Origin of the sequence: Fulvivirga imtechensis AK7, assembly GCF_000331535.1 — a bacterium.
Lineage (GTDB): Bacteria > Bacteroidota > Bacteroidia > Cytophagales > Cyclobacteriaceae > Fulvivirga > Fulvivirga imtechensis.
The window spans coordinates 1-24915 of record NZ_AMZN01000046.1 but is presented as its reverse complement, the minus strand read 5'-3'; the positions used below and the strand labels follow the sequence as shown (position 1 = coordinate 24915).

Genomic DNA, 24915 nt, shown 5'->3' with positions numbered 1-24915 from the left:
AACGTGAGTTCGATATAGGATGACTGCCCTTTTTAAAGCATTTTATATCGAACTCACGTTAATTAATTAGTGTCTATAAGAAAACGCAATTTATCGTCATTGCGAGACTTAACATTTTTCACAAAAACGCACAAAATGAGATGACGAATTGTTCTGTTGAAAAGCTGCAGCGAAAGAAATGGGACATCAACTTGTTGCAAATCCAAATGTTGAATAATACGTCATCGGTAACGAAGTGCCGGCAATCCTCTCATCTTTGGCGTGTATTAAGAGGGGGATCACTTCGATTCCTCCCCGTGGCAAGCCCGGAACAGGCGCGATGACGACAAGAGTTTTCTTAGAGTAGACACTAATTAGGGGAGAAATTTAAGCCACTTTAGAATGAAGTGGCTTTTCTTATTATACGGGAAAGGATAATTTATTATCTTCAACCCGCATTATACAATTGCGTTGCAGACTTACGTTTTTAAAAGCAATGTTCAGCAGAAAGGCTATAATAAGATTAAGTACGGTTTTTGCCATCATATCGTGGGTGGGGCTGTTATTTACTGACCTTTCTGTAGTATTTAGCGCGACCAATAATCTGAAACCGGGCATTAGTGCAGACATACCGCCCGTCATGCTTAGCCTGTTTATTTTATCCTTATTCATATTTTTTAAGTATAGGATTGAAAAGGCAGAAAGCATCAATTTTGTGGACCTGCTGTGGAAGGTTTTTGTAACAGGTCTGATAACAACGATCGTATCATTAGCCTTTAGATTGTTTCTGAACCTGCTTGGTAGTACAAAGCTGGTTCAAAATGTAATCTTCCTTGACTTCATATACCTGATCAATCTCGGGCTTATCTGTTCATTTCTGATATCGACATTCATCGTATGGAAAAGGTTGATCCTTTATCAGAAGTCCAAATTTTTGCTTACCGTTTGGCAGATATTTGAGTATTCGCTGTTGTTCAGCCTGCTTTACAACGTTTTGCCGATCCCTGCGGTAAGAGACCTGGAAGAATATTATTCTGTGCTGCTGGTGCTCATGGGAGTTTTCCTTTCTGCAAACATGAAATGGGTGGCCTACCTCAATTTTAAGCAGAAGTGGAAAAGCATTCTGCTTATAGCCTTGGCCATGTTTTACCTGGGCTATTTTGCTTTTACCCTTTTTAGTCTGGCAAGTGATATTGCTGCATCAACAGCAGCATTTGCGGATTTCAGGAGTAATGTATTTATAACGTCCCTGATAGCATTTATTTTTATATACGCACTGTTCTCGCTACTGGTGATACTATTCAATTTACCTACTTCATCAGTTTTCGAACAAAAGCTCGAAGAAGTGGTTAATTTCCAAAGACTTAGTCAGTCAATCCAGACTGAGCAAAGCGAGGAACGGGTGTATGATATTCTGCTTGAGAGCGCAGTAAGTACCGTGTTTGCAGACGCAGCCTGGATTGAAATTTCATCGAATGGCCAAAAAAGTCAGTTCTATACACAGGGGATCACTGTAAAGGAGATCGAGGCAATAAAAAAACATATTAGCGACAACAATGTAAGAGGCGTATTAGATAGAAGTAGTGACAAAACGATAAACCTGAATAAATATTTATCCACCCTTAAAGGGTCAAGATTTAGGTCTATTATGGCTTTTCCCATATATGTAAAAAACCAGCAGTTGGGTACACTTGCCCTGCTTAAGGATGTAAGCGATGGCTTTAACAAAGAAATGACCAAGATCATCGATACTTTCACAAACCAGGCGGGGATATCCATAGAAAACTTCAGATTGCTGTCAGAGGCGCTTGAGAATGAACGCTATAAAGAGGAATTAAAAATTGCCAAAAGAGTGCAAAGCAGCTTACTACCTAAGGTGCTGGATCACGATGGGGACTATGAAATAATGGCTTTTTCTGAAGCTGCTGACGAGGTTGGGGGTGATTATTATGATTCTTACAGGGTTGGCAAATACAAAATAGCCCTGGTCATCAGCGATGTTTCCGGCAAGGGGACTTCTGCGGCCTTTCACATGTCTCAAATGAAAGGGATTTTCCACAGCCTGGCGCAGTTGGATCTGTCTCCGAAAGATTTTTTAGTAAGGGCAAACAAGGCGCTGAGTTTCTGCCTCGATAAGGCCTCTTTTATTACAACTTCCTTTTTTGTAATTAATAGCAAATCGAAAACAGTGGAGTTTGCAAGAGCAGGACATTGTCCTACACTATTTTATGATGCCGAACATGACCAGGCATCCTATTTTCAGAACAAGGGGTTAGGCTTGGGGATACTTCGAAATGATGAATTTGGGAATTACATACAAACCAATACTTTTCATTATAAATGTGGCGACATAGTAGTGCTTTACACAGATGGGATAACTGAGGCCAAGAATGCCAAAGGAGAGGAGTTTGGATATGAAAGACTACAGAAGTTTATAGAGCGTGTTCATAAAAAAAGCGTTCAGGAGATACAAAAAGATCTGATCAGGGAACTATACGAATTTTCGGGAACCAGATCGATTGATGATGATTATACAACATTGATCATCAAGTTCAAATAGAGTAAGTACAAACATTAGTTTAGATATTACGTAAAATAATTATGGTTGACATTAAAAGAATTAAGGAAGGCGAATACGAAGTGATAGCTATCAAGGGAGAAGTAGATGCCAGTTCTTCAATTGAATTAGATAGTGCCATCAGTGATGCTATAAATGATGGAACCAAAAAGCTGCTGGTAGATTGTACATCGCTTGAGTACATTTCTTCAGCCGGGTTAGGTGTTTTTATGTCTTATATTGAAGAATTCAAGAAGAATAATGTTAACCTTGTTATTTTTGGTCTTAATGATAAAGTTGCCAACGTTTTTGGGATACTTGGCCTCGACCAGTTGTTGAAAATTGAAGGAACTAAAATGGAGGCAAAAGCTTTACTAGGATGAAGTACTGTTATAAAGTGCCGTGCAAGAAGGAAAAGCTCAAGGAGATAAGGTGCTTTGTGAAGGAAGTGCTGGATAAGCATGGGCTTTCGGAGGTAGAAGTAAGTACGCTGGTGCTTGCTATTGATGAAGTTTGTGCTAACCTGATGATACATTCACACGGCTGCAACCCAAAAGAATCTATAGAGATTGAGATCAAGGTTGATAAGGGCAAAGGCCTTGAGTTTAATATAATTGACAACGCAGAAATATTTGATATCAATGATTACCAGGAGCCTTCCATTGAAGATATTATAAAAAAGCAAAGAAAGGGAGGTATTGGCTTGATACTGGTCAAAAGGATCATGGATGACATTCAAATCATATCTGATAAAAAGAAACACGTTTGCCGCCTCGTAAAAAAGATCCATATTAATTAAAGCCTTCTCACCACTAATTCTTTAATATTCCCACATTTTCCGTTGAAATTCATTAAAATTGCAAGGTTTTGGAAAAAAATATTTAGAATGAAGCATCAGTTATTTCTGGCTTTACTACTCCTTGCTGCGTGTAAAGCCCCCTCAGATATATCAGGTACAGGAAAAAAAAACAATAATCAGCCAAAAGAGCTTCTTAACGTAGCAGGCGAACCTGTGCCAACCGATGAATTTATCTATGTCTATAAAAAGAATAACGTTAACAATGACAGTGCCTTCACTCGTCAGGATATAAACGAATACCTTGATCTTTATATCAATTTCAAATTGAAGGTTGCAGAGGCAAAAAAAAGGGGGATGGACACGACTGAGGCCTTCTATAGAGAATTCTCTACCTATAGAGAACAACTGAAGAAGCCCTACCTGACAGAAAACCTGGTGACAGAAAAACTTATCAAAGAAGCCTACGAAAGATATAAGACAGAGGTAAACGCTTCTCATATATTGATTGCAGTAGATGAAAAAGCATCTGCTGAAGATACGCTAAAAGCATATAATAAAATTGTTGATATTCGTAAAAGGGCCCTGGAGGGAACGGATTTTGCGGAGTTAGCTGCGGAGTATTCAGATGATCCATCGGCAAGATCAAACGGGGGTAATTTAGGATATTTTACTTCATTTCAGATGGTATATCCGTTTGAATCAGCCGCGTACGATACAGATAAGGGAGCTATTTCCCAGCCTGTGAGAACCCGTTTTGGTTACCATCTCGTTAAGGTTTTAGATAAGCGGCCGAGCCAGGGCAGCGCTGAGGTTTCTCATATAATGATACGTATCCAGTCCAATAAATCAGATTCGCTGGCCGCCCGAAATAAAATATTTGAGATCTATGATCAGGCCAATGGAGGCGTGAATTGGGATGACCTGGCCAGACAATTTTCCGAGGATATCAATACTAAAAATGCCGGTGGTAAGCTCAGGCCTTTCAAAGTAGGACAGATGCCATATAGTTTCCAGGAGGCAGCCTTTAACCTTGAGGAGCCGGGAGATATCTCAGATCCCGTGATGACCCCGTATGGCTGGCATATTATCAGGCTGGAAAAGAAAATCCCGTTGGAAAGCTTTGAGGAAATGGAACCCTCAATCAAGTCCAGAATAGACAGGGACTCAAGAGCACAGCTCAACAGGAAATTTTTGATCAGCAGACTGAAGAAAGAAAACAGCTTTAAGGAGACTGCCTTCAAGAATCAACTATGGAGCTATGCCGACAGTAGTTTGATCAGGGGTAGTTGGAAATATTCAACAGAGAACAACGTTTTAAATGAGCCACTCTTTTTAATAGGTGAGCGAACTTACACCGTAAAGGATTTCTTCACCTATGTACAGAGCAAACAAAAGCCGGCCTCGTATGGTCCTGAAGTTTATATGCAGGTGTTGTACAATAATTTTATAGAAGATACCATTATATCATATGAGGAGGACCACCTCGAGGACAAGTACATTGATTATAAAATGCTTGTGAAGGAATATAAAGAAGGAATTTTGCTTTTTGAACTCATGGAGCGTGAAGTTTGGAATAAGGCTGTTCAGGATACAGTGGGGTTGAAGCAATATTTTGATGACAATCTGGCTAAGTATGTGTGGGACCAAAGGGTGAGTGCAATTGTCTACAACTCGGATAACAACACGGTTTTAGCTGATATTGAACAGCTTATTAATTCCGGGGATTCTCTTTATTTATCAAAAAAGGACCTGGAAAGGAAATATAATAATAAAACCGCTTTAACTTTACAGGTTGAGGAAGGACTTTTTGAAAGGGGAGATCATCCTGTTATTGATAAGATTAAATGGGAGCAAGGCATCCAGCGTATAAACTGGAACGGGAGGTATAACCTGGTATTGATCCGGGAGGTACTTCCGGCCTCATCTAAGGAGCTAAACGAGATCAGGGGATTGGTGATTTCCGACTACCAAAACCACCTGGAGAAACAATGGGTGGAAAAGCTGAAAGAAAAATATACAGTTGAAGTAAATAAGGAAGGGCTAAACTACATTTATGACCAATTGGAAAAATAGAAGTTTGCTGTTGCTGTTCTGCGGGTTGTTTATAATCAGTTGCGACCTGATCAAAATGAAAGAAGACCCGAAAAAGAAAGCGTCATTGAGTGACCCCATTGCCAGGGTGCGCGATCAGTATCTGTACCCTGAAGATGTTGAAGGGATAGCCCCAGCCGGTATGAGTAAAGAAGATAGCACCGAACGTGTTCAACGTTTTGTTAATAACTGGATACACAAGCAGTTACTCATTCAGGAAGCAGCCACTAAGATAGAATTTGACGAAGCTGATATAGAGCGCAAGATCCTTGACTATAAATATAGTCTTATGGGGTATGAGTATCAGGCATACTATGTAAATAAAAATTTGAACACCATCGTTTCGGATGAGGAGGTTGAAAAATATTATGAAGAGAACATCGATAACTTTGTTTTAAAGCAAAACATAGTGAGGGGCAAATTTATAAAAGTACCCAGGGGGGCGCCAAAAACTAAAAAGATAAAGTCACTGTTAATGTCGCAAAAGGTGGATGATATCGAAGAGTTGAATTCGTATTGTCTGAGCTTTGCTACTCAATATCAACTGGATGACAGCGTGTGGATGGTGTTTGATGAAGTGATCAAAAACTCACCCCTGGCTGAAATACCCAATAAAGTACAATTCCTGAAAAATCAGCGGTTTGTGGAGAGTTCGGATGATCAATTCCTATATTTCCTTAAGATAGAGGAGTACCGCATATCGGATAATGTATCTCCTCTTGAATTTGTTAAGGAAGACATAAAAAATATTATTATTAACAAGCGAAAAGTTGGGCTGGCCAAACAGCTTGAAGAGGATGTATATGAAAGAGCAACAAAAGACAAGTCATTTGAAATATATAATTAGCGCTATTTACATAGGCTTGTTGGGCATGGCGCCAATAGCCGGACAATCCCAGCAAAATGGGCTGGTCGTGGATAAGATTATAGCCAAGGTAGATAATTACATCGTTTTGAAATCCGATCTGGAATCCACATATCTTAATTATCTGGCCAGCGGGAATCCTGCTACTCCGGAGGCAAAATGCAGGATACTGGCTCAACTGATCAGCCAAAAGCTCATGGTGGCGAAGGCAGAGATCGATTCTGTAATTGTAACTGATGCTGAAGTGGACAATAATCTGGATAGACGAATGCAAATGATACTTTCACAGTATGGTGGATCAGCGGAGCAACTGGAGGAATATTATGGTAAAACCATAGAAGAATTTCAGGCTGATATCCGTGATCAGGTAAAGGAGCAGTTGGTGGTGCAACGCATGCAGGAATCTATCACTTCAGGTATAAAGGTTACACCTTCAGAAGTGAGGAAGTTCTTTAGCAAAATACCACAGGATAGTTTACCATACTTTTCCACAGAGGTGGAAGTGGCACAAGTAGTAAAGATACCTTCAGTAGGAAGGGATGAGATCGCAGAGGCCAAGCGCAAACTAAATGAAATAAGGGATAAAGTGCTGGCAGGAGAAAGTTTTGAGACGCTGGCCAAGGAATATTCCCAAGACCCGGGTAGTGCCAAATTTGGTGGTAACCTTGGTTTTGCCAAAAGAGGAATGATGGCTCCGGAGTTTGAGGCTGCAGCACTCAAGCTTAAGCCCAACGAAATATCGAAACCTTTTGAAACGCAGTTTGGGGTGCATATTGTGCAGCTCCTGGAAAGGCGCGGAAATGAGTATAACAGCAGACACATACTGCTTATGGCCGCTCCTTCACAAGATGATATTAAACATGCTACCAATTACCTCGATAGTATAAGGAGTAAGATCCTTGCCGATAGCATTTCTTTCGAAAAGGCAGCCAAGGAATATTCAGATGATATTTACACAGCAGGTAACGGAGGCTTTTTTATGGACCAGGTAGGTGGCACAAGAGTGTCGGTTGAAGACCTGGACCCTGTGGTTTTCTTTACTATTGATAGTATGAAGGTAGGGGATATCAGCCGGCCCATGAACTTTAGAACGGATGACGGTAAGGAGGCGGTAAGGATATTATATTATAAATCCAAAGTAAGGCCACATCAGGCCAACCTTCGTGAGGATTGGCAGAAGATACAGGCAGCAGCATTGAATGAGAAGAAAACAAAGGCATTGAACACCTGGTTTAACAAAGCACGGGAAGATGTGTTCATCAGTATAGATAAAACCTATGACCACTGCGGTATCATGAATTAACGAACCAAAAGGTAGACAGGTACGTAAAATAGCGGATGAAAGGCGATGTGATTATTTGCCTATAACAAAAATGATATTGAAGAGGATTGGTCCTCCGAACAATAAATAATCTCAAATGAAGGAATTCAACTCAGAAGTAGAAGCAGCAGATGCCTTACATCGGGCTTATCAAAAATTATCAGATGAAATTTCTAAAGTTGTTATCGGTCAGGATGAGGTTGTCAGGCTATTGTTGACTTCCATTTTTTGTCAGGGGCACTGCTTGCTGGTAGGAGTGCCAGGACTTGCTAAAACACTGCTGATCCAGACCATAGCTTCCGCTCTCGATCTTAAGTTTAACAGGATACAGTTTACTCCGGACCTGATGCCCTCAGATATATTGGGAGCAGAAACTCTTGATAGGGATAGGAATTTCAAATTCATCAAAGGCCCTATTTTTGCTAACATTATTCTGGCGGATGAGATCAACAGAACTCCTCCTAAGACACAAGCTGCCCTGTTGGAATCCATGCAGGAGTATGCAGTGACTATTGCCGGTCAGAGGTATGAGTTGCAAAAGCCGTTTTTTGTTCTGGCCACGCAAAATCCAATTGAGCAGGAGGGTACATACCCTTTACCAGAGGCGCAACTCGACAGGTTCATGTTTAATGTTTTGCTGGACTACCCCGCCTATGAAAAGGAGGTGGATATTGTGAAAAGCACTACTACAGATGTAAGAACTACCATTGGACATGTGCTGAGTGGCGAGGAAATAATTTACTATCAAAGCCTGGTCAGAAAGGTCCCGGTGGCTGATAATGTGATCGAATATGCTGTGAATCTCGTGCATAAAACCCGCCCGGGTACAGAGAAAGCAGCGCCTGTTACAGACCAATATTTGGAATGGGGAGCAGGGCCTCGTGCTTCTCAATACCTGGTGATTGGAGCAAAATGTAATGCCTTGCTCAATGGCAAGTATTCTCCTGATATTGAAGATGTAATCGCAGTTGCCAAACCGACACTGCGTCACAGGGTAGTGAGAAATTTTAAGGCAGAGGCCGAAGGGGTGTCAATTGATAATATTATTGATCAACTGATCAAAGGTTAGAGGAGCTTAGATGGATCCTTCGTGCCTGCTTATGACGTAATTGTATAATTCACTGATTACCAATAATATGAATGGCTGTTGTACCGAACTTAGTAAGATCCTTCTCTGATCAATGTCATCTGGTCATTCTGAGGCGCCCAACAACTTTCAGTTGATTTTGAGGATAATGACATTACGTCATCATTAACCACAGAGGAAGCAGAGGAGGAACAGAAGTCATAAACCACCACGTCATCCTGGAATTTTCGTAGAGCAACGGAGAAAATATTCAGGATCCCCCAGATCAATGGCAGAAGCTAAAGTTCAGTCACAGTCACAGCCAGTAGCGAGGAGATCCCGGATCTTCACTGCGTTACGTCCGGGATGACGGTAGCGGGGGAATTGAATAATATATTGACTATCAGAATGTAATGAAACTTGTCATTGGGAGTGATAGCGAAGAACCTTACCAAGAGCAGAAGGCAAGGAATTATTTTGTATTAGTTGGCGGGTTCATCAGCAATGGTTAAAATTCTCCCGTTGAGGCTTGACCGGTATTTTCTCAGCGGAAATTGTGCCGGTCCTCCTGTGGGATACCCGGTTTTGAAGTTGAACGATGAATTGCAACAGGGGTCTGACATGTATAGTTCCGAAGAATGTACATTAACCGTGGCACAAGCATCATATGGCCTGTAGGAGCAATTCCTTTCGTATACATGGAATGTGGAGGCATTTTCGCGGTAAACAATTATTCCACGGACACCCTGGGACAGTGTAATATACCCCCCATCAAATGACAGATCATTATATGCCGGTAAGTCCAGAGATATACGGATATCGTCAAAGGTAGCATAAGGAATCTCATCCCGTGGAACGTCTTCATTGCAGGAAAATAGGATTGATATAAAGCCGAAGATGGCCAACATCATTCTATTTATAGTCATAAAATCCTTTGCCTGTTTTTCTGCCATGATGTCCTGCATCTACTTTCTGCTGTTGTATTCTGCTGGGCCTGAACTTTGGATCCTGGTAAAAGGAGTTGAACATCGAGGTGGTAACACTGAAGTTGGTATCAACACCAATAAGATCCATGAGTTGAAAGGGCCCCATTTTGAATCCTGAAGCTTGTATCAAAGTATCTATTGTTTCGATACTGGCGACACCCTCTTCCAATACCTTTAACCCCTCGACATAAAAGTGCCTGGCCACCCTGTTAACGATAAATCCGGGAGAATCATTTGCCATAACGGCAACTTTATTCAGTTTTTCAGCAAATTCTCTGGTCAGCATAGCTACTTCAGGGCTGGTTGCCGCTCCTGAGATCACCTCTACCAGCTTCATGATATAAGCAGGGTTGAAGAAGTGCATGCCCACAAACCGATCCGGATGCTTCAACTGCGCACCGATCTGGGTAATAGGAATAGAAGAAGTGTTTGATGCCAAAATAGCGTCTTCCTTGTTTATTTGCTCCAGTTGAGTAAAAACAGCACGCTTAATATCCAGCTTTTCGACTATGGCTTCAACGATAAAATCTGCAACCACTTCAGTGATCTTGGTAGAAGTGGAGATCAGCGCCAATGCCTGCTGCTTTTCAGCCCCGGTTACTTTGCCTTTTTCGATTCCTTTTTTGAGATTTCCTTCTATGAGATTGATTGCATTTTCCAACGCCTTTTCATCGATATCATAAAGAATAGTCTGGTAGCCTGCCATAGCGGAAATTTGCGCTATGCCCTGGCCCATGGTGCCAGCGCCAATTACTCCTACGCTTTTAATATCGTCAATGCTTTTCATCAATGTAAAGTTGAAAACTGCTTGAGAAACCGTACGTCATTTTCAGTGTACAGGCGCAGGTCGTTCACCTGGAACTTAAGTTGTGTGATTCGTTCTATTCCCATTCCGAAAGCAAACCCGGTATATTCTTCATTATCGATGCCACAGTTGGCCAGCACATTTGGATCAACCATTCCCGACCCTGCTATTTCAACCCATCCGGTATGTTTACAGAGTTGACAGCCATCACCCTTGCATATTTGACAAGAGATGTCAATCTCAGCGCTAGGCTCAGTAAAAGGGAAATATGAGGGTCTGAAACGGATCTTCGTGTCTTTCCCGAACATTTCTTTAGCAAAATGATACAATGTTTGCTTTAAATCAACGAAGCTAACATTCTTATCCACATAAAGGCCTTCCACCTGGTGAAATACGCAATGCGCCCTGGCAGAAATAGCTTCATTGCGATAAACACGCCCTGGCATGATAGAGCGGATCGGTGGCTTCTGTTTGTGCATGAGCCTTACCTGCACATTAGAGGTATGTGTACGCAACAAGATATCCGGATTTCTTTCGATGAAGAAAGTGTCCTGCATCTCCCGTGCAGGGTGATTTTCAGGGAAGTTGAGCGCCGTGAAATTATGAAAATCGTCTTCGATTTCAGGTCCGTCTGCTACATTAAACCCGATCCTTTCAAAGATCTGGATGATCTGATTTCGAACATAAGTCAACGGATGCATGCTACCCACTGTATGTCCTGCAGCCGGTAGTGTCAGGTCCTCATGTTCCATAGTTGTTCCCTGTCCGCCCGATTCCAGTTGCTCAATCAAAGCTTTAAACTTTGACTGTGCAGCCTGCTTTACTTCATTAAGTTTCATGCCAAAGGCCTTCTTATCCTCGTTAGGAACATTTTTCAGTTCATTGAATAAGTCGCCAATGACGCTCTTTTTACTAATGTATTTTAAGCGGAATTGCTCGAGTTCCTGTTGATTGGTTGCTTCAGCGGTGGCCAGGTCCTTTAATATAGCGTCTACTTTTTCCTGCATAACTTAATTTAAATGATCATTCCTGCAGCTACCGTTTCATTGGTAGACTCGTCTATAAGTATTACACTACCCGTAATTCTGTTTCGGCTATACCTATCGTAGAACAAGGGTTTTGTTACGCGCAAGCTCACGCGGGCAATATCATTCATGCCAATGTTTTTGTCATCCTCAATTCTATGTAAGGTATTGATGTCCATTTTGTAGTGGATATTTTTGACCATACATCTGGCATCGCTGGTAGTGTGTCTGATACCATACTTCCCGCTTGCTACCAATGGTTTGGCATTCATCCAACACAACATAACGTCTATATCCTGACCGATATTAGGTTTGTTGTTTTCTCTCACGATCATATCACCCCTGCTGATGTCAATATCATCCTCCAGTTGCATAGTTACCGACATTGGAGGGAAAGCTTCTTCGAGTTTATCATTAAAAACTTCGATACTCTTTATTTTAGAAGTAAACCCTGAAGGTAATACCGCTACTGTATCGCCAGGTTTGAAAATTCCACCGGCTATTCTACCAGCATAGCCTCTGTAGTCATGGTATTCATCAGAGTGAGGTCTGATAACATGCTGTACCGGGAATCGGCTGTCAATGTGGTTATGGTCGCTTCCAATGTGAATATTTTCTAAAAGGTAAAGCAGCGTCCCTCCTTTATGCCATGGCATATTCTCGGACTCATTTACTACGTTATCTCCTTTTAAGGCACTGATAGGAAGGAATCGTATATCCTTAACATCTAATTTTGATGAAAACGATTCAATTTCTTCTTTAATACGGTTGTATACCTTTTCATCATAGTCCACAAGGTCCATTTTGTTAATACAGAACACTACGTGTGGGATACCGAGTAGAGCTGCGATAAAAGTATGCCTGTGGGTCTGCTCCACCACACCGTTTCTTGCATCTACCAGAATGAGGGCCAGGTTAGCAGTAGAGGCTCCCGTAACCATGTTTCTTGTGTACTGTATATGACCAGGAGTGTCAGCAATGATGAATTTTCTTTTCGGGGTGGCGAAGTATCTGTAAGCAACATCGATGGTGATGCCCTGCTCTCGTTCAGCCCTGAGACCATCTGTCAGAAGCGCCAGGTTAACATTGGCGTCTCCTTTTTTACGGCTGGATTCCTCGATGGCTTCATATTGATCTTCGAATATTGACTTGGAGTCGTATAACAGGCGGCCTATTAATGTACTTTTTCCATCATCTACGCTTCCGGCTGTGGTGAAGCGAAGCAACTCCATGTCGAGGTATGCTTTTGAGTCTACTGTATTATCACTCATTTTATTTATAGCTTATTCGTTATTTATTATGAAATGTTATGAAATCGGAAATTTTTAGAAATCAGAAATAGGAATCTGAAATTGAAAGGTTTAAGATTCAGCATTCTTCTTAATAATTGAGATGAATATTGAAACTAACGCATCGGACTCTTCGATTAGATTTTCTAAGTCATCGCATACTAATATGCCGCTTTCCTTAATCAGCTCGAGCCAGAAAATTGCTTCGTCAGCTTCTTCAACGACAATACTGAGCTTGGCTCTGAATTCTTTTCCGCTTCTTCCTCTAAAGGCCGATCTGGTATTTGCACCCACAGAAGTTCCACTTCTTAGCAGTTGCTTTCCCAATATTTGTGCTTCAGTTGTTTTAGGCAAACTTTGAAAAACCTTAATAATGTCCAAAGAATATTTTTTAGTTCGTTGCTGAAGATTCTTAGGCTGATCCATTTTTTTAATTTGCGAATTACTATTTCCTATTTCCTATTTTAAAAGTATCCTTGTTTTTTTCGATCTTCCATGGCCGCTTCAGATCGTTTGTCATCCGAGCGAGTGCCTCGTTCGGTTACCCGTGACGCAGCCACTTCATTAATGATTGAGGTAAGATCAGCCGCGTCAGATTCAACGGCTCCTGTACAGGTCATATCACCAATGGTTCTGAATCTTACGGTCTTTTTGATAGGTGCCTCAGTATCCCTTCTTTGAATGAAGTCGCAGCATGCCATAATGGTATTGTCTCTCAGGAACACTTCACGTTCATGTGCAAAATACAACGAAGGAAGTTCAATGTTCTCCTGAAGGATATATTGCCATACATCCATTTCCGTCCAGTTACTGATAGGGAATACCCTAAAGTTTTCGCCAAAGTGCTTGCGGCCGTTGAATATATTCCATAGCTCAGGTCGCTGGTTTTTAGGATCCCACTGGCCGAATTCATCGCGGTGAGAAAAGAACCGCTCTTTTGCCCTCGCTTTTTCTTCATCACGTCTGGCTCCGCCTATGCAGGCATCAAATTTATATTTTTCGATCGTATCAAGTAGGGTTACGGTTTGCAGTCCATTTCGACTGGCATTATAACCCTTCTCTTCTACTGCCTTTCCCTCGTCAATAGATTCTTGTACAGAGCCCACGATAAGCTGAGCGCCTAACTTTTCTACAAAGCTATCCCTAAAGTTAATGGTCTCGGGAAAATTGTGCCCGGTGTCAATGTGTACCAAAGGAAATGGTACTTTGGCCGGGAAGAAAGCCTTTTTGGCCAAATGTGCTACGGTAATGGAATCCTTACCTCCTGAAAACAGGATAGCCGGATTTTCAAACTGTGATGCCACTTCGCGAATGACATAAATTGCCTCCGCTTCAAGTTCTTTAAGATGCGTTAAATTGTAAGCCCTCATGTTATCCTTTGCTGTATTTTACTTTTGGAAGAATGAATTCTAATAATTGATTTAAATTTTCTTCAGCAGAACGATCTGCCGTGTTTAATTCAATGTCCGGATTTTCCGGATCTTCAAATGGAGAGTCGATACCTGTAAAGCTTTTGATCTCCCCCCGCCTTGCCTTGGCATATAAGCCTTTGACATCTCGTTTTTCGCAAACTTCAAGCGGACAGTTGATAAAGACTTCACAGTACTTATCTCCTAATATTTCCTTTGCCATAGCCCTGATTTGCACTGTAGGACTAATCAGCGAACAAATTGTTATAACACCGTTTTGTGCTAAAAGTTTGGATGCTTCTGCAGCTCTTCTGATATTTTCCGTCCGGTCTTCTTCGCTGAAACCCAGATTGTTATTGATTCCGGTTCTCAGGTTATCACCGTCAAGCAGCGCAGTAAGGTAGCCTTCTTTATGCAGGCGGTTTTCAAGGGCTCTTGCTATTGTGCTTTTACCAGAGCCTGACAAACCAACCATCCATATCACAATTGATTTTTGATTTAAAAGAGCTTCTTTTTTCTCAGCAGGGAGTATGGTATCAAATATGGGATGTATGTTTTCAGCCATATGTAGCAAATTTGAACGGCAAAAATACAATTAAATAAATTAATATGTAAAGGAGCCGCACATTTGTGTAGTTTTGTTTTCGTTTATTTTAACCACCTGACATTCGGATTGTTATCATCTGTAAATAAAAAACAGTAACAGCTGTGGCAGCTTAAAAGGCTGCAAAGACCAATACTCAAGACTAAATACTAACTACTAAATTTATCCATGGAGTTTAATATTAAAGAAGAAGAACTGATCAGTTTATCAAGAAAGGCCGGGGAGGCTATCCTTGAGGTTTATAATAATGTTGACCTTGCCAGTGAGGTAGACTATAAAGGAGATGATTCACCACTTACTCATGCAGACAAGGCTTCTCATGAGGTTATAATGAAGGGGTTAAAAGAATTATACCCTAATGTTCCCATTATTTCTGAAGAAGGGGCACACATTAAGTATGAAGACAGGAAAGATTATGAATACTACTGGTTGGTGGACCCCTTAGATGGCACCAAAGAGTTTATCAATAGGAATGGACAATTTACAGTGAATATTGCGCTAATGCACAAGAATACTCCTGTGGCTGGCTTCATCTATACACCTGCACATGATAGTTTATATGTGGGTATAAAAGGTAAAGGAGCGTATAAGGTGGAAAAAGGAGAGAAGAATGAATTGCAGGTAAATAATTCTACCGGAAATCGCATAGCAGTACGAAGCAAATCACATGCGTCTCCTGAGGAAGATGGTGTATTGAAGCAGTATGGTGTTGTGAACGATATTTCAGTGGGCAGCTCTCTAAAATTCTGTATGGTAGCCGAGGGTAAGGCAGACATTTACTATCGCCACGGCCCTACCATGGAGTGGGATACCGCAGCCGGACAGGCAGTGCTGGAGAGTGCTGGTGGTAAAGTATTGAAAGGAACGGGACCGGAAGTATTTAGTTACAATAAAGAAAATTTGTTGAATAGCAGCTTTTTGTGTCTTGGTTTTTAGACGGTAGCCCATTCCGGGTTGTTGTTAACCGCAGAGGAAGCTGAGAAATCGAGATCTCGGAGAATTCCTCTGTGTCCCTCTGCGAAACCTCTGATAGCTCTGCGGTTGAACTTTTCCAACAAGTAATCTTAAGAGCGATTCAGTTTCCGGATAATCAGAAAATCCAGGGTCAGGCTAAGGATAATTGACAAGATCAGAATTAGCGGTAGTAATAGTGCGTCCCCCAACTCAGAACATGCAATGGCCAGGACTATGTACCCCACATTTAATGCTCCCAGCGAAAGGGCAGTTTGAGAGTGCGTAAGGCCCAGTCTCATCAAAGCATGATGCATATGATTTTTATCGGGGGTAAAAGGTGACTGTCTCTTGGATAATCTTAAGATGAAGATCCTTAAGGTATCGAAAAGTGGAATGATAATAATACAGATAGCAGTGGTGATGGAAGCTTTAAACCGGAAGGGACTCTCTACCGGCAAATTGTAATTAGCATCAATAAAATTAATTGCAAGCACTGAGAACATAAAACCAATGACCAGTGCTCCCGTGTCTCCCATAAAAATTTTTGAAGGCTCCCAGTTAAAGGTTAGAAATGCCACAACTGCACCAACCATGCTTAGGGCCAGGATAGCTGTCAATGTTTCTCCGATTAAAAAAAACCATATGCCAAAGGTAGAGAGTGCTATAGTGGCAATAGTACCAGCCAGTCCATCCAGGCCATCAATAAGATTAAAAGAATTTGTGATGACTATAATAGTAAAGACAGTAAGTACGTAACTCACAAACTCGGGTAGTTCGTAGATATCAAAAAGACCATAGAAAGATTTCAATCCGGTACTGGTAAAAATGACCACCATCGAAGCTGCAATGAGCTGCCCGATGAGTTTATAAAGCGGCCTTAACGGGATTATATCATCCCGCATTCCCACGACAAAAATGACTGATACCCCAGCCAGTATGAATTTAAAATCCTGAAATCCATCAAGTGGCATCCAGATGACCAGGGATACGAAAAACCCGAGGAATATAGCAATTCCACCCAATGAAGGAGTGATCTTTTTATGTATCTTCCTTCGCCCCGGGGTATCCATCATTTTCTTTTTCTTTCTGGAAAATTTGATGATCACCGGTATTACCAAAAAGGTAATAATAAACGAAGTAGCTATTGCTAATGTAATCGAAGTCATCTAGGGGTTATTAGATGCGCAAAGGTAAGGAAATATGATTATGTTAAAAATTAAAATATTTGAATGTTTTCGTGTGTACGTTTAGTTTTGCCCGTAAATTAGTAGCTGTGAAGATTCTTTTCTTATCGGACAATTTTCCTCCGGAATATAATGCTCCTGCAACTAGAACATATGAACATTGCAAGGAGTGGGTAAAGTTGGGAGCAAAGGTTACTGTAATCACTTGCTTCCCCAATTTCCCTCAAGGGAAGATTTTTGAAGGATATAAAAATAAGCTGTGGGAGGAAGAATGGATTGATGGTATTCGCGTTATTCGAGTGTGGAGCTTTATAAGTTCTAATAAGGGATTTTTTAGGCGAACAATAGATTTTCTAAGTTATGCTTTTATGGCGTTCTTTGCTGGCCTGTTTATTAAAACTGATATTATTATAGCGACCTCACCTCAGTTCTTTACTGCTGTTTCGGGATATTTCCTTTCTGTATTTAAGAGAAAAAAGTGGATAATGGAGGTCAGGGACTTGTGGCCGGAATCTATTTCTGCCGTAAATGCTGTAAAGGGTAATATAATTATCAAGTGGCTAGAAAAGTTAGAATTGTTCCTCTATCGTAATTGTGCACGAATTGTCGTGGTTACTGATGCCTTCAAAAAAGACATGATTAATAGAGGGATCGATGGTAGTAAAATATTTGTTGTAAAAAATGGTGCCAACCTGTCTCGATTTTCTCCCTTGCCGCCAAATAGTGAAATTAAGGCGAAATTGAATCTAAATGGTAGCTTTGTGATTGGCTACATAGGTACTCATGGCTTAGCCCACAGTCTTGAGTTTATTGTTACAGCGATCTCTAAGATGCAAAATAGCAAAGTTAAATTTTTGTTTATTGGTGACGGTGCGGAAAAGGAGAATGTTGTCAGTAAGGCGCAAGCGCTAAGTGTAGAAAATGTGATTTTTTGTCCACCTGTCGAAAAAGCTAAAGTTCGTGATTATTTATCCGTAATAGATGCAGCTTTGGTGCCCTTAAAAAAGTCGGATACATTTAAATGTGTTATCCCTTCTAAAATTTTCGAATCAGCGGCAATGGGTAAGCCTATACTACTTGGAGTGGATGGTGAATCCAGAGCGATAATAGAGAAGTATGAGGCAGGATTATATTTTGAGCCTGAAAATGAGAAGGATTTTATCGAGAAGGTAAAAGAGTTAGTGAATCAAGGAGATCAGGAAAAGTTCAAAAATGGCTGCTTCAAATTGGCCTCTGATTTTAATCGTGAAAAGTTGGCTAAGGAAATGTACTCTATTGTTTCTGGAGCTGCGAAGAATTACAAATAGGATCAAGTCAGTGTAATTGTCATCTTCAATTTATCTCTAAAAGTAACAATTGCTTTAGTAGTTTCATTTACCCGATTAAAGCCATAAGCAACGTGACACCTTTGGAGTCGTATATCGATATCATCACCTACAAAGCTTATTGTAAAATTACTAGCAGTTAATTGATTATCAATAATTTGTGGATCGACTGTATGGTCAAAGTGGATAAAGGATTTCCCACTTCTATTTTTGCCATTTTCAAGAGTGTCAATAATTGTTATCTCCTCATCGCGGAATAGCCATTCTCTTTGGTGGATAATCCCTAGCTTTTTATAACCATTATGCCTGGCCGAAATAGACCTTTCATTTTCTTCAATCTTAAAAACCTTAGCTCTTCGACCTACGCGAAAGCCTGCCCATACGTGGCTTTGCTCAGTATTGCCTACCATTACTGTGTTATGTGCTGCTGTACTTCTTTGATAATCGCGGAGGGGGCCTATTTCATATGTCGATATAGCAGTATCAATAACTACTGGTTTTTCATTGATATTTAAAATAAAGTTGAAAGTATCACTGTGAGCATGACCGGGAATATAATCTGGACCAATATGTCCGATGTCTATGAATAACTCGTAATTTTTTTTTTGTATTAACCTATACCCTGAGGAACATAAGCTTATTTGTCCAGAAGGGATTTTTAAATGATGAGCGTAACGAAACAATTGATCCGTGGCGGGTGCTATTCCACCAACAGAATCATTGACATGAGGAACGCTTCCATTAGTGAAGGTGATTTTTCTAAGCCATGAGAGCATGAGAGAAGCTTTTTGCTGTAGGAAGAAGTTTAGACCACTTTTGTTCCAGTTATTCTGTGTTAGATTGATGCAATCCAACAAACGGAACAGTAGAATTTGGTGATACATAGGAGACAATTCGAAATGGGCACCATCTTTTAAAACCTGCTCATTTAACTCGTCCCTTAGTAACTTGTCTGCCTTTTTAAAAAGGGTTTCATCTTCAAAGTAATAAGCACCGTATAGGAGTGAGAAGGCATTCTCGAGCAAATGGTTTCCCATAAGATGATATTCGAGATTTTGATATAAATATCTGTAAGTTGAGTAGAGAAAGTCGTCAACTATTTGATCGCTCCTTTTATGAAGGGTGAGAAACTTGATCCAATTTATGTTCCTGAGTGATATAGGATATGGTTCCAAGCCATCTTTTAAAACCTCACTGTTTTGTATATAACTTCTAATCAGTTGAAGACCCAATTCTGGAGAAAGATCTTTCTGATTAAGAAAATCAAAATAGTTTAGATTATAACACCATAGTTTTCCATGGTGAGGGTAATTCCAATCTATTTTGGACAGCCTTTCGAAATTTTGCGATACATTCAAAAAAGTAAATTCAGCTTCTTTGACGTAAGAGCGGTTAGCTACGATAGATGGCAGTAAAGTCAGTGGCTTGGAGTTCTTGCTGAAATTGATCAATTTGAACTTATTGCCTATTACTCTATTCTTTAAAAAGTAAAACCCACGAAAATAAATTTGCATGGGTTTTAAATACTTAAGGGTATTATAATACAGCGCTAACTTACTCAACATCTATCCAAGATTTTTCTTTTAAACTTTTAATGGCCGCAAAGGTAGCTTTTGTGACATTAACTATTTCATTTAGGGAAATTATTGGTTCTCCCCCTTCTACAAGGAAGTTTTTGTAAAGTCGGAACTGATCTGTATGCCCCTTATCCTGTCTTGTTTTTTTATCAGAAGCACGTTTAAATCCGTAGAACTTTGTTTTGCGAAAGTTATCAATTATTGCGGTTCTTTCATTCGAGTATACCTCTATGCGTTCTTTTGAATATGCCTTGCTTCCATTAGAAAAGTAGTTAATAACACCATTTGAGCCATTTTCAAACTTTAAAATAATGGAAGCATTGTCTGTGTCTTCAGCAGGATTTAGCCCTAAGCCGCTCATACACACTGATTTAACTGCACTGCCTGTCAGAAAAACCAGTAGATCAATAAAATGACAAGCTTCTCCCACAATTCGGCCACCGCCTATTTCAAGGTCATGTACCCAAACATCTTTTGGGATATGTCCCGCATTCATTGTGGCTGAAATATTGATAGGCCCAGGATTACTGCCTAAGGCTTTTTTAATGACCTGCGCATGTGGAGAAAATCTTCTATTGAACCCTACAGTAATACTCTTACTTGACTTTTGTTGAGCATTAATTACTTCGTTCAATTGTTGATTGTTCAGCGCTAGCGGTTTTTCCACAAAAACATGTTTGTTGTGATTTAAGGCCTCTGCAGCAATAGAGGCATGACTGCTGTGCCTGGTTGTAATAAAAACTGAGTCTATTTCTGCATCTTCCAATATTATCTTATAATCAGAAGTTGAATTGGCTATTTTAAACTTTTTAGCAAGCGTGGTACTAGACAATCCAGAAGAACTTGCTAAATATTTAACATCAGCGTTGCATTTGGTCAATGCAGGTAAAATGGTCGATGATGTGAAGTTTCCAGATCCAATTATGCCGATTACACCTTTCACAGTGGAATAGGATTTTGTATTCAGCTTTACATTACTTGATTGCAATGGGTTGTCACTGTATTTAATTAACGTAGCAATGGATTTTGAATCCGAAATTTTATCGTAAATAGAAACAACATCTTCCAAAGAAACCTCTTCAGTAATCAGAGGCTTAACATCCAGATTTTTGGTTTGCATGGCATGTAGCACTGCCTCGAAATTACGCTTCTCTGTCCATCGTACGTAAGGCAAGGGATAATCATTACCTTTCAACTCATACTCCTCATCATATCTACCAGGTCCGTAACTACAGGATACTTGAAAGCTTAATTCCTTTTCATAAAAGTCTGAGCGATTAATGTCCAGGCCAATCACACCAACAAGTATTATTCTACCCCTCTTTCGACTCATTTGAGCTGCTTGGGATATGATGTCGTTCCTTTTATTGGAAGCGGTAATGACTACACCATCAGCACCTATATTATTTGTGAAGCTGGTTACAAAGTTGACTGGGTCTGTGCCATCAGCAAGATTGACCGCAGTTATGCCTTTACTCTTCGCCAAATCCACTTTTGTGGCATCAAAATCAAATCCTATGACTTTACAACCATTCGCTTTGAGTAATTCAGCGGTTATTAAACCAATAAGTCCTAAACCAACAACAACAATCGTTTCCCCAAAGGTCGGGTTACATAGGCGTATGCCTTGTAAACCAATAGCACCGATGATAGTAAAAGCTGCTTCTTGATCTGTTACTTCATCAGGTATTTTAGCGACTAGGTTTTTCGGTACATTTACAATCTCCGCATGCGGCCCGTTTGAAACTACTCTATCACCAATCGAAAATTCCGTGACACCATTTCCGATACCAATAACTTTACCAACATTACAATAACCTAAGGGGAGTGGTTGATTTAGTTTATTGAAAACAGCATCCACCGTAGGCTTGATACCATCTGTCTTCATTTTATCTAGTACCTGTTTTACCTTTTCTGGTTGCTGACGTGCTTTATCAAGGAAGTTAGCTTTGCCAAATTCAACCAACATCCTTTCAGTGCCAAGCGAAATTAAGCTTTGAGTGGTTTGTATTTGTATATGTCCTCTTTTAATCTGCGGTGCAGGTACTTCTTCAAGCACTGTTTCTCCGGATTTTAAGTTTTGGATAATTTGTTTCATGTTCTGTTTATTGAAGGAGATAAACTTTTGTGCCGTCTATTGAATTAAAAGATAAACTGGCAAAAAATGCAAGGGTACACTTGAATACATTTTGCATGATTCCGGATAGCAGCTTTTGCATATGAATAAATTTATACTTCATAATTTAAAATGAGGTAAAAAAGACAATACAATTAATATGGATCCTTAATAGGGTTTTGAACTTAATTATAACTGCATTGTTGATCATCTTCTGAAAACGATATTCTTTTAAAGTTGACTGTGTTTTTGACCATGTCTGCAATAATAAGCATCAAGTAAGTAGAAACTTCTATTTCTTTCCAATTCCTTTGGTCTTTCTTCTTTAGAAAAGGCTGGTTGATAGCAAGAACATGACCAACGTCCTTAGGAAAAAATCTTTTTGAATATTTTTTTTCCTTCTCCCATATAGTAATTTTTTGGAAATCATCAATCTTCGCTATTAAATTGGCATCTTGAAAATTAATTGTCTCATTAATACCTTCAAAAGGCTCATTTCTTGACGTTATCATTATATTTATTATGTCTGAGACATCTGTACTGATAGAAATGCTGAGATCATCATCGGGGTGTGCAGTATTGCTATAAACAATTCCGACTTCAAAGACTTTGGGTACATTGCCACGCTTGAACATTAAATGAACCATTAGGTCAATCCAATGCCCTACATTTCCACAGATCCTTGTACCTTCCTGAGGATTTCTGTACCAATGACTTTCTTCTATGAAATGACCTGAGATAAAGCAACCCATACTAAACGATTGACCTTTATTTTGTATTTTTTTCGCAATTATTCTTATAGCCTTGGAGAAGGGTCGATTATAGCCACAGAAGATTTTGGAGTTTGAGTTTCTAACATGTGCACTAAGGTTATTGAATTGATTAAAATTAACAGAGATGGGCTTTTCAATATATACATCTTTTTGCGCTTTAATTGCCTCTATTGCATACTCAGTATGACTAAAATGATTGCTCGCTATATATACTATTTTGCAATCTTTGTTATTAATTAATGTATTTGGATTGACTGATGACTTATACCCGTAAAAATTTCCGGTGAACTGTGACCGTTCCTTGTCAATATCAAAACACTCTAAAAACAATTTACCCTGATGCTTTAGAATAATATAAGAAATAGTTGCAAAGCCGAATTGGCCACATCCTATTAGTGATACAATCTTTTGACTATTCACTTTATACCACGATGGTAATAGATATTTCATCCATTTTTTTCTTGTTCGGGAAGCTGTTTTTACCAAGGTTCTTGAGTATCCGTATAATTGCAAAAACCTATATATCTTTAGCAACTGATACCTCATGCGTTAAAAATTTTTTCTAGTGTTTTTATGTGCATTCTGTATATCTCATTTGGATTTGGTAAACTTTTTACGACCTGATCGGCTTGTGCAATTTTTTTTTCATAAAGCTCTTTATCTGTCAAAAGCTTATGAATCTTCTCCGCAGCATCCTTTTCATTCTTTGGTGCAAAATATAATGCACCCTCTTGACAGATTTCACGACAAAAAGGTAAGTCAGTTGTGACAACTGGAGTTCCCGTTGCCATAGCCTCAATGTGGGTTGCACTGAAGACTTCTAATAGAGTGGGAAGAAAAACAACATCAGATTTATAATACCATTTTAAACATTCCTCTAATGAAATTCTCCCTAAATTTTTTATTTGATCCTCTACTCTTAAATTTTTACTTAATCTCCTTAGTTTCTTTATCTCGTTATTATTTATCCACTCCGGAATCGTTGTTAAAAATTGGAAATTAGTAACACCAAGTTTTTTTAGTTCATAGGCAACTTCTGGTATGATGCTTAAATTTTTATGTGGATATGGAGCTGCCAAACATAAAATATTAACGATGTTCTTTGGTTGTTTATTTATTTTTTTAAAAATCTCTGCGTGCGTATTGGGAACTACAAAAATTCGTTGAGTACTTATACCAAGATTTTCATTAATCTTTCTTTTTGCATCCTGGGTCTGTGTAATTACGAAATGAGTTTTTTTTATGAAAAACCTTTGAATTATGTTTTTAAGATAAATTACCAGTAGATCTTTACCTTTAAAAGTGCTATAGGCTATTTTGTCCGCTCCGATTAGGGTCGGGTTGGTTAGTCGAATGACTTCTTTTGATTTGAAATTTATGTATGACGGTGCACCTACTGAATATACAAGGTCGGGTTTGATTTTTTCTTCAAATTTTAAAATCCGCATACGTGAGTTCCATGAGTTGAATATTTTAGCTGGTGATTTATCAGTTATTAAAGTACGACTGCTTTCTAAGCGAAATGGCTTAAGCTCATTTATTTCCTTTGAGATAATATAATAGTAATCATGTTCTGTATTGTTTAAAGTATATTGAATTAGGTTTGTTGCGACTTGCAGAGCTCCTCCTTGATTGATAGTCGAGGTATTTATTAAAATTTTCATTTTCACGTTTTCTATCTACAAAACAGGTCTATACCTTTCAACCGGCAAAATTAGTTCAAAAGTGATAACTTTTACACTTAGCCAGCTAAATTGTTGTAAATGTTTGAAATATCTACCAGATGGAGATTTTTGGAGCAAATGGGTTGTTATTAGTAGCTACTTCAACACTTCAACAACGAGTTGGTTAACTGAATTTTATTTTTTATTAAAATGTTGGAATTGGAAATGTGATAGCAGGGGGATGAAGAAAGCCACCGGTATAATTCCAGCTCTGCTATTCAGGTAAGATTCAAAAATACATGCTATCAAGAATATTACTAAGACTCCACAAGTGAAATAATTGCGTTTTTTTATCTCGCTCGATAGCGGAATAAAAAAAATACTGAACAGTAGAATTATACCAATAATTCCAAAAGCAATACTCGAATGGAGTAGCTGGCTATGGGCTCCGTAGTTTAGATGTGCAATGCTTATGTAGCCGTTCTCCTGTTTTCGACACCTTTGTTTGATTTTCCTAAAAAAGGCT

General features: G+C 39.5%; 21 protein-coding genes. 9 read left to right on the top strand and 12 right to left on the bottom strand.

The genetic code is table 11. From position 1 onward, the window contains the following. Positions 1-475: 475 nt before the first annotated feature. The 7 genes from C900_RS13350 to C900_RS13320 all read left to right on the top strand — a co-directional run bounded on the left by C900_RS13350 (position 476) and on the right by C900_RS13320 (position 8681). Positions 476-2539: a PP2C family protein-serine/threonine phosphatase gene (locus C900_RS13350; protein WP_009580480.1), complete on the top strand. Its 2064-nt coding sequence runs from the start codon at positions 476-478 to the stop codon at positions 2537-2539. 41 nt (positions 2540-2580) lie between these two features. After that, positions 2581-2919, top strand: a complete 339-nt coding sequence (locus C900_RS13345; protein WP_009580479.1) for an STAS domain-containing protein — start codon at positions 2581-2583, stop codon at positions 2917-2919. Beyond that, positions 2916-3335: an ATP-binding protein gene (locus C900_RS13340; protein WP_009580478.1), complete on the top strand. Its 420-nt coding sequence runs from the start codon at positions 2916-2918 to the stop codon at positions 3333-3335. Before C900_RS13345 ends, C900_RS13340 begins: the two co-directional genes overlap by 4 nt. 87 nt (positions 3336-3422) lie before the next feature. Continuing rightward, entirely contained in the window at positions 3423-5408 is a 1986-nt protein-coding gene (locus tag C900_RS13335) for a peptidylprolyl isomerase (RefSeq protein WP_009580477.1), read from the top strand. Then, positions 5389-6273, top strand: a complete 885-nt coding sequence (locus C900_RS13330) for a peptidylprolyl isomerase (RefSeq protein ID WP_040496764.1) — start codon at positions 5389-5391, stop codon at positions 6271-6273. Before C900_RS13335 ends, C900_RS13330 begins: the two co-directional genes overlap by 20 nt. After that, positions 6257-7594: a peptidylprolyl isomerase gene (locus C900_RS13325; RefSeq protein ID WP_009580475.1), complete on the top strand. Its 1338-nt coding sequence runs from the start codon at positions 6257-6259 to the stop codon at positions 7592-7594. Before C900_RS13330 ends, C900_RS13325 begins: the two co-directional genes overlap by 17 nt. Before the next feature lie 115 nt (positions 7595-7709). Then, positions 7710-8681, top strand: coding sequence for an AAA family ATPase (locus C900_RS13320; RefSeq protein WP_009580474.1), 972 nt, complete (start codon positions 7710-7712; stop codon positions 8679-8681). Positions 8682-9160: 479 nt separating this feature from the next. Here the strand turns inward: C900_RS13320 and C900_RS13315 are convergent, their stop codons facing one another. From C900_RS13315 to cysC, 7 genes are all read right to left on the bottom strand, one after another. Further along, positions 9161-9604, bottom strand: coding sequence for a Rieske (2Fe-2S) protein (locus C900_RS13315; RefSeq protein WP_157494020.1), 444 nt, complete (start codon positions 9602-9604; stop codon positions 9161-9163). Further along, positions 9591-10451, bottom strand: coding sequence for a 3-hydroxyacyl-CoA dehydrogenase family protein (locus C900_RS13310; protein ID WP_009580472.1), 861 nt, complete (start codon positions 10449-10451; stop codon positions 9591-9593). The genes C900_RS13315 and C900_RS13310 overlap by 14 nt, the downstream gene beginning before the upstream one ends. Further along, on the bottom strand, positions 10451-11476 hold the full coding sequence (gene pheS, locus C900_RS13305; protein ID WP_009580471.1) for a phenylalanine--tRNA ligase subunit alpha: 1026 nt from the start codon (positions 11474-11476) through the stop codon (positions 10451-10453). The genes C900_RS13310 and pheS overlap by 1 nt, the downstream gene beginning before the upstream one ends. 8 nt (positions 11477-11484) lie before the next feature. Further along, positions 11485-12765, bottom strand: coding sequence for a sulfate adenylyltransferase subunit CysN (cysN, locus tag C900_RS13300; protein WP_009580470.1), 1281 nt, complete (start codon positions 12763-12765; stop codon positions 11485-11487). A gap of 90 nt (positions 12766-12855) precedes the next feature. Beyond that, a complete protein-coding gene (locus tag C900_RS13295) occupies positions 12856-13209 on the bottom strand; it encodes a four helix bundle protein (protein ID WP_009580469.1) in 354 nt (117 codons plus the stop codon). Between the two features lie 38 nt (positions 13210-13247). After that, entirely contained in the window at positions 13248-14153 is a 906-nt protein-coding gene (cysD, locus tag C900_RS13290) for a sulfate adenylyltransferase subunit CysD (RefSeq protein ID WP_009580468.1), read from the bottom strand. Position 14154: 1 nt separating this feature from the next. Then, the gene (gene cysC, locus C900_RS13285; RefSeq protein WP_009580467.1) at positions 14155-14757 is read right to left on the bottom strand and encodes an adenylyl-sulfate kinase; all 603 of its coding nucleotides are present in this window, start codon (positions 14755-14757) and stop codon (positions 14155-14157) included. 207 nt (positions 14758-14964) lie between these two features. On the opposite strand from cysC, the gene cysQ reads away from it, so the two are divergent. Beyond that, complete coding sequence (gene cysQ, locus C900_RS13280) at positions 14965-15732, top strand: 3'(2'),5'-bisphosphate nucleotidase CysQ (RefSeq protein WP_009580466.1); 768 nt, start codon at positions 14965-14967, stop codon at positions 15730-15732. A 128-nt stretch (positions 15733-15860) separates the two neighbouring features. On the opposite strand, the gene C900_RS13275 is transcribed toward cysQ, so the two are convergent. After that, positions 15861-16916, bottom strand: coding sequence for an MraY family glycosyltransferase (locus tag C900_RS13275; protein WP_009580465.1), 1056 nt, complete (start codon positions 16914-16916; stop codon positions 15861-15863). A 107-nt stretch (positions 16917-17023) separates the two neighbouring features. Between C900_RS13275 and C900_RS13270 the strand changes: the two genes are divergently transcribed. After that, on the top strand, positions 17024-18241 hold the full coding sequence (locus tag C900_RS13270; protein ID WP_040496773.1) for a glycosyltransferase family 4 protein: 1218 nt from the start codon (positions 17024-17026) through the stop codon (positions 18239-18241). Between the two features lie 2 nt (positions 18242-18243). Here the strand turns inward: C900_RS13270 and C900_RS13265 are convergent, their stop codons facing one another. From C900_RS13265 to C900_RS28450, 4 genes are all read right to left on the bottom strand, one after another. Next, positions 18244-19824 carry an alginate lyase family protein gene (locus C900_RS13265; protein ID WP_009580463.1) on the bottom strand — a complete coding sequence of 527 codons (1581 nt, stop codon included), beginning with the start codon at positions 19822-19824 and terminating at the stop codon, positions 18244-18246. After that, positions 19814-21934 carry a bi-domain-containing oxidoreductase gene (locus C900_RS13260; RefSeq protein WP_009580462.1) on the bottom strand — a complete coding sequence of 707 codons (2121 nt, stop codon included), beginning with the start codon at positions 21932-21934 and terminating at the stop codon, positions 19814-19816. The genes C900_RS13265 and C900_RS13260 overlap by 11 nt, the downstream gene beginning before the upstream one ends. A gap of 203 nt (positions 21935-22137) precedes the next feature. Next, a complete protein-coding gene (locus tag C900_RS13255) occupies positions 22138-23175 on the bottom strand; it encodes a Gfo/Idh/MocA family protein (RefSeq protein ID WP_157494019.1) in 1038 nt (345 codons plus the stop codon). A gap of 92 nt (positions 23176-23267) precedes the next feature. Beyond that, positions 23268-24389 (bottom strand): glycosyltransferase, encoded by a 1122-nt coding sequence (locus C900_RS28450; RefSeq protein ID WP_009580459.1) that lies wholly within the window; start codon positions 24387-24389, stop codon positions 23268-23270. Positions 24390-24915 lie beyond the last annotated feature (526 nt).

Coding starts and splice junctions, on each gene's coding strand:
- C900_RS13320 (WP_009580474.1), top strand. CDS start 7,710: ATGAAGGAATTCAACTCAGAAGTAGAAGCAGCAGATGCCTTACATCGG.
- C900_RS13335 (WP_009580477.1), top strand. CDS start 3,423: ATGAAGCATCAGTTATTTCTGGCTTTACTACTCCTTGCTGCGTGTAAA.
- C900_RS28450 (WP_009580459.1), bottom strand. CDS start 24,389: ATGAAAATTTTAATAAATACCTCGACTATCAATCAAGGAGGAGCTCTG.
- C900_RS13310 (WP_009580472.1), bottom strand. CDS start 10,451: ATGAAAAGCATTGACGATATTAAAAGCGTAGGAGTAATTGGCGCTGGC.
- C900_RS13350 (WP_009580480.1), top strand. CDS start 476: ATGTTCAGCAGAAAGGCTATAATAAGATTAAGTACGGTTTTTGCCATC.
- cysQ (WP_009580466.1), top strand. CDS start 14,965: ATGGAGTTTAATATTAAAGAAGAAGAACTGATCAGTTTATCAAGAAAG.
- C900_RS13260 (WP_009580462.1), bottom strand. CDS start 21,934: ATGAAACAAATTATCCAAAACTTAAAATCCGGAGAAACAGTGCTTGAA.
- cysC (WP_009580467.1), bottom strand. CDS start 14,757: ATGGCTGAAAACATACATCCCATATTTGATACCATACTCCCTGCTGAG.
- C900_RS13315 (WP_157494020.1), bottom strand. CDS start 9,604: ATGACTATAAATAGAATGATGTTGGCCATCTTCGGCTTTATATCAATC.
- C900_RS13265 (WP_009580463.1), bottom strand. CDS start 19,824: ATGTTGAGTAAGTTAGCGCTGTATTATAATACCCTTAAGTATTTAAAA.
- cysD (WP_009580468.1), bottom strand. CDS start 14,153: ATGAGGGCTTACAATTTAACGCATCTTAAAGAACTTGAAGCGGAGGCA.
- C900_RS13345 (WP_009580479.1), top strand. CDS start 2,581: ATGGTTGACATTAAAAGAATTAAGGAAGGCGAATACGAAGTGATAGCT.
- cysN (WP_009580470.1), bottom strand. CDS start 12,765: ATGAGTGATAATACAGTAGACTCAAAAGCATACCTCGACATGGAGTTG.
- C900_RS13275 (WP_009580465.1), bottom strand. CDS start 16,916: ATGACTTCGATTACATTAGCAATAGCTACTTCGTTTATTATTACCTTT.
- pheS (WP_009580471.1), bottom strand. CDS start 11,476: ATGCAGGAAAAAGTAGACGCTATATTAAAGGACCTGGCCACCGCTGAA.
- C900_RS13340 (WP_009580478.1), top strand. CDS start 2,916: ATGAAGTACTGTTATAAAGTGCCGTGCAAGAAGGAAAAGCTCAAGGAG.
- C900_RS13295 (WP_009580469.1), bottom strand. CDS start 13,209: ATGGATCAGCCTAAGAATCTTCAGCAACGAACTAAAAAATATTCTTTG.
- C900_RS13255 (WP_157494019.1), bottom strand. CDS start 23,175: ATGAAATATCTATTACCATCGTGGTATAAAGTGAATAGTCAAAAGATT.
- C900_RS13330 (WP_040496764.1), top strand. CDS start 5,389: ATGACCAATTGGAAAAATAGAAGTTTGCTGTTGCTGTTCTGCGGGTTG.